At 50.2% G+C, this 6,383-nt stretch carries 2 protein-coding genes; both read left to right on the top strand.

The window, feature by feature from the left end; all coding sequences use genetic code 11:
* A partial coding sequence (locus QUB35_RS38090; RefSeq protein WP_333148147.1) for an amino acid adenylation domain-containing protein occupies window positions 1–4,452 on the top strand: 4,452 nt, incomplete at its 5' end.
* Window positions 4,449–6,383 (top strand): condensation domain-containing protein (locus QUB35_RS38095; protein WP_333148149.1); only part of this gene is annotated, 1,935 nt, incomplete at its 3' end. The genes QUB35_RS38090 and QUB35_RS38095, both read left to right, overlap by 4 nt.

Genomic DNA, 6,383 nt, shown 5'->3' on the forward strand with positions numbered 1-6,383 from the left:
TTTCCCCCCCATACGCCATCTTTGGAAGAGTTGGGACAAGTTATCCAGCAATACCAAATCACAACTCTGTGGCTCACCGCGGGTCTGTTTCACCTAATGGTGGATGAGCGACTGGAGGATTTAAAGCCCTTGCGTCAACTATTAGCTGGCGGTGATGTTTTATCTGTTCCTCATGTCCAGAAATTTCTCCAAAAAATAGGAGACTGTAAGCTAATCAACGGTTATGGTCCAACCGAGAACACGACCTTCACCTGCTGCTACCCAATAACAGAGCCTGACCAACTCGGTAACTCCGTCCCCATCGGACGCCCCATTACCAATACTCAGGTTTATGTGTTGGATAGCCACCGGAAGCCTGTCCCCATCGGAGTTCCCGGCGAGTTGTACACCGGCGGCGACGGCTTAGCCCGGGGCTATCTCAACCGGACTGAGTTGACAGCCCAGAAGTTTATCCCCAACCCCTTTAGTGACGCTCCCGCAGCACGTCTGTACAAAACTGGAGACTTAGCTCGCTATTTACCGGACGGCAACATTGAGTTTCTCGGTCGCATCGATAATCAGGTAAAAATTCGTGGCTTCCGCATTGAGCTAGGCGAGATTGAGACAGTGCTGAGGCAAAACCGGGCTGTGCAGGATGCCGTAGTTATAGACCAGGAGTACGACCCTGGTGACAAGCGCTTAGTAGCCTATGTGGTTCCGAGCCAGGAGCAAGTCCTCTCCACCAGTGAACTGCGTCGCTACCTAAAGGAGAAACTGCCCGACCACATGATACCTTCTGCATTTGTGCAGCTTGAAGCTCTGCCGCTGACACCCAATGGTAAGGTGGATCGCCGCGCTCTGCCAGTGCCTGATGGGACAAGGTCAGATATGGAAGAAACTTTTGTGCCGCATCTTACCCCTTTTGAGGAACTGCTGGCGGGCATCTGGAGCGAAGTCCTCAGGCTTGAGGGGGTAAGTATTCACGACAACTTCTTTGAGTTGGGGGGACATTCCTTACTCGCTACCCAAGTCATTTCTCGCGTCCGCAAAGCTTTCGGAGTGGAACTCCCCCTGCATACTCTCTTTGAAGAACCCACCCTAGCGGGCTTGGCAAAGATCGTGGAGGCAGCCTGTCGAGCCGAAGAAGGGAGTCTACAGGCTCTGCCAATTAGTCCCATCTCACGCGAGGGAGACCTGCCTCTGTCCTTTGCTCAGCAGCGGCTGTGGTTCCTCGACCAATTGATGTCTGGGACACCCCTATATAACATCCCTAACGCTATTGGCTTGAAAGGTTCGCTCAACGTGACGGCACTAGAGCAGAGCTTAAGTGAAATTGTGAGGCGTCACGAAGCTCTACGGACTAACTTTAGTGCTGTGAATGGGCAGCCAATTCAGATCATTCGTCCTGCTGCTACCTTGCTATTACCGATAGTAGACCTCCGGAAACTTCCTGAGACTGAACGGGAGGTGGAAGCTCAACGGTTGGCTACTGAGGGAGCTCAGTGCCCCTTTGACTTGGTTAATGAACCCTTGTTTCGCGTCAATCTCCTGCATCTGGGAAAAGAGGAACATTTGCTTCTCTTGACCATGCACCACATTGTTTCCGACGGGTGGTCTCTTGGTGTGTTTATGCGGGAATTGTCGGTGCTTTATGAAGCTTTTTCCACCGAGAAGTCCTCGTCATTGCCTGAACTACCTATCCAATATGCTGACTTTGCTGTCTGGCAGAACGAGTGGCTCGTCGGTGAGGTGTTGGAGTTTCAGCTTAACTACTGGAAGCGGCATCTAGGTGGTCAGTTGCCTGTGCTGGAGTTGCCCACGGATCGCCCCCGACATCCTGTTCAAACTTATCGAGGTGCAAGGCAATCTCTGGAACTGCCTAAGAAAAGTACCGATGCCCTCAAAGCGCTCTCGCAGCAGGAAGGCGTTACTTTGTTTATGACCTTACTGGCGGTCTTCCAGATACTGCTCTACCGATATACAGGTCAGGAAGACGTTATTGTTGGTTCTCCCATTGCTAATCGCAACCGCGTTGAAATCGAAGGGTTGATTGGATTTTTTGTCAATACTCTGGTACTACGAACTGAGCTTTCAGGCGATCCAAGTTTCCGGGAATTGCTAGGTCGGGTGCGTGAGGTGGCTTTGGGAGCCTATACTCACCAGGATTTGCCTTTCGAGAAGTTGGTAGAGGAACTGCAACCAGAAAGAGATTTGAGCCGAACCCCCCTGTTTCAGGTGATGTTTGTTTTCCAGAATGCCCTGATAGCGGCTTTGGAGTTTCGGGGTCTAAGTCTAACCCCTCTGGAAGTCCATAACGGCACAGCAAAGTTGGATTTAACCCTCGCTCTGGAAGAAACTTCAGAGGGCATCAAAGGTGGGGTTGAATACAACACAGACCTATTCGAGGCTGCAACCATCACTCGAATGGTGGGACATTTCCAGACCTTACTAAAAAGCATCGTCGCTAACCCAGAACAACACCTCTCAGACTTACCGCTGTTAACAGAAGCCGAACAGCATCAGCTCCTAGTCGAGTGGAATAACACCCAAATTGACTACCCCAACAATACCTGCATCCATCAATTATTTGAAGCCCAAGTAGAGCGAACTCCTAACGCCGTTGCAGTAGTCTTTGAAAACGAGCAATTAACCTACCAGGAGCTCAATTGCCGTGCCAATCAACTAGCACACCACCTGCAAAAAATGGGTGTGGAACCAGAAGTAACCGTGGGAATTTGCCTAGAGCGATCGCTAGAAATGCTCGTAGCCCTCCTAGCTATCCTCAAAGCAGGCGGAGCCTACATTCCCCTTGACCCCACCTATCCCCAAGAGCGCCTCGCCTTCATGCTCGAAGATTCGCTCTTATCGTTGCTCCTGACAACTTCAAAAATTATTCAGAATTCATTGTACGCTTCAGGAAAAGTTTCAACCAACATAATTGACAGCAACGAACAATCCCCAAGCAACCCTGAACAATTAACAGTAATCAGTCTAGACAAAACCTGGGAAATCATTAATCGAGAAAACCCAGAGAACCCAAAAAGCAACGTCAACCCCACCAACCTAGCCTATATCCTCTATACCTCTGGTTCCACAGGCTTCCCTAAAGGAGTCGCCATAGAGCACCGCAGTACAGTTAACTTTATCAATTGGGCGCAAACCGTATTTAATCCAAAACAACTCGCTGGAGTCCTCGCTTCCACCTCCATCTGTTTTGACCTTTCCGTCTTCGAGCTATTCGTTCCCCTAAGCTGTGGCGGTAAAGTCATCCTGGCCCAAAACGCTTTACACCTACCCACCCTAAAAGCAGCTAAAGATGTCACTCTAATCAACACAGTCCCCAGTGCGATAGCCGAATTACTCAGAGCCAACGCAATACCCCAAAACGTGCAGACTGTCAACTTAGCAGGTGAACCTCTTTCCCAGCAACTGGTCAACCAACTTTATCAGCAGACAACCCTTCAACAGGTTTTCAATCTCTACGGACCCTCTGAAGCCACTACCTATTCCACATTTACCTTATGTATTCCCAGAAGAGGTGAAAATGAGAAAGTTTACCCCTCACCCTCTATTGGTCGTCCTATCGCCAACACGCAAATTTATATTCTCAACTCCCATCTGCAACCCGTACCTATTGGAGTCCCGGGTGAACTATACATTGGCGGCGATGGTTTAGCCCGATCCTATTTCAATCGCCAAAATTTAACAGAAGAGAAATTCATTCCTAACTCTTTTTTAAATTCCCAATTCAAAATCCAAAATTTAAAAGGCGATCGGCTCTACAAAACTGGCGACTTAGCCCGTTACCTACCCGACGGCAATATCGAATTTCTTGGTCGCATCGACAATCAAGTCAAAATCCGTGGTTTCCGCATCGAACTGGGAGAAGTTGAGTCAACTCTATCCCAATATCCTACTGTGCAGCAGTGTGTAGTAACAGCAAGGGTTGGCCTAGAAAATGACAAACGTTTAGTTGCCTACATTGTTTCCAACCAACAGCAAAAACCCACTACCGACGAACTGCGATGCTTCCTCAAACAGAAGCTCCCTGACTATATGGTGCCATCAGCCTTTGTTTTCCTAGACACCATACCCCTAACCCCTAACGGCAAAGTAGACCACCGCGCTCTACCAGCGCCTGACCAGTCACGACCCGACCAGTCAGTCAAGTTTGTGGCTCCTCGTACTCCGATCGAGCTGCAGATAGCTGATATCTGGACTCAAGTCTTGAGACTGGAGCAGGTCGGCGTCCATGACAACTTCTTTGAATTGGGGGGACATTCCCTGCTGGCTACCCAAGTTATTTCTCGCTTGCGCCAAGCCTTCGGAGTGGAACTACCGCTGCGTACTTTATTTGAGGCACCTACTGTGGCTGACTTAGGCGGTCGCATTGAGACAGTTCGTTGGGCAGTGCAAGAGTTGCAGGCTAATGAGAGCGACACAATGGACGATTATGAAGAGGGAGAATTATGAAAACGATTGATGAGTTTTTGTCTGAGCTTCGCTGTCTAGACGTGAAGCTATGGAACGAAGGCGATCGCTTGCGCTATAAAGCTCCCAAGGAAACACTGACACCTGCCCTGCTGCAAGAGCTAAAAGAGCGCAAAGCAGAAATCCTCGCATTTCTGCACAAGGCTAATGCTGCCACCAGTTCCAATCTTTCCCCAATATTGCCTGTCCCAAGGGACGGAGACCTCCCCCTCTCCTTTGCTCAAGCTAGACTGTGGTTGCTCGCTCAATTGGAACCAGACAGCCCTGCCTATAACATTCCCGCTACCTTTCGCTTAACCGGTCTACTCAACGTAACCGCACTCTCGCAGAGCTTGAGTGAAATTGTCCGACGCCATGAAGTCCTCAGAACTACTTTTCCATCTGTGGACGGGCAACCCAAGCAGGTCATCTCCCTACATACAGCTTTAACACTGCCAGTAATAGACCTAAGAGAACTTCCTCCAGACCAGGGACTTTCTGAAGCTCAACGCCTTGCCACCGAGGAGGCTCAACAACCCTTCGACCTAGCTACTGGGCCATTGTTTCGCGTCAAACTCCTGCACCTAAAAGAAGCGGAATATATGCTGCTCGTGACCATACACCACATTGTTTATGATGGCTGGTCTGACGATATTTTCTTGCGGGAAGTGGCAGCGCTCTACGATGCCTTCTCCACTGGCAAACCCTCACCCCTCCCCGAACTGCCCATCCAATATGCTGATTTTGCCCACTGGCAGCGCGAGTGGCTACAGGGTGAAGTTTTAGAGTCTCAGCGGGACTACTGGAAACAGCAGCTAAATGGCAGCCTGCCCATACTACAACTGCCCACTGACTACCCGCGCCCACCAGTTCAGACCTATCAGGGTGAGTACCAATCTCTGGATCTACCCGAAAACCTAACCAAGGCACTCAAAGACGTGAGCCAGCAGGAGCAGGTCACGCTGTTCATGACCCTGTTAGCAGCATTCCAGACATTCCTCTACCGCTATACCGGGCAAGAAGACATGATCGTAGGCACTCCCATCGCCGGTCGTAACCAGATGGAAGCCGAGGGTCTGATTGGATTTTTTGTGAATACCCTAGCCCTGCGTACCTACCTTGGTGGCAACCCAAGTTTCCCAGAACTGCTAGGTCGAGTGCGCGAGGTAGCTTTAGGAGCCTATGCCCACCAAGACCTACCCTTTGAAAAGCTCGTAGAAGAACTACAGCCCGAACGAGACCGAAGCCGCACGCCGTTGTTCCAGGTGATGTTCGTTCTACAGAACACTCCAACCTCCGCCTTGGAGTTACCAGGTCTGACCGTCAACTCCCTGAAGATTAAAAACGGAACGGCGAAGTTCGATCTAACCCTATTCATGATAGAGACGGCGCAAGGACTGAGAGCCTCGTTGGAATACAACACCGCTCTCTTCAACTCAGCCACCATTACTCGGATGCTGGGGAATTTCCAGACCTTACTCGAAGGCATTGTCGCCAACTGTCAACAGCGTCTGTCAGACTTACCACTGTTGACAGCAGCCGAACAACATCAGTTGCTGGTGGAGTGGAATAACACCCAAACTGATTACCCGAATAACACCTGTATCCATCAGTTATTTGAAGCCCAAGCCGAGCAAACTCCTAACGCTGTTGCCGCAGTCTTTGGAAGCGAGCAACTTACCTACCAGCAGCTCAATTACCGTGCCAATCAATTAGCACACCACCTGCAAGGGCTGGGGGTAGGACCAGAGATATGCGTGGGGATTTGTGTAGAGCGATCGCTAGATATATTAGTAGGACTCCTAGGCATCCTCAAAGCAGGTGCAGCCTACTTACCACTAGACCCGGCATATCCGCAAGAGCGTCTCACCTTCATGCTGGAGGATGCCCAAGTCCCAGTCCTATTGACCCAACAGCGGCAGGTTGAGAAACTT

It is taken from the genome of Microcoleus sp. B13-B6 (genome assembly GCF_036705405.1).
Classification (GTDB): domain Bacteria; phylum Cyanobacteriota; class Cyanobacteriia; order Cyanobacteriales; family Microcoleaceae; genus Microcoleus.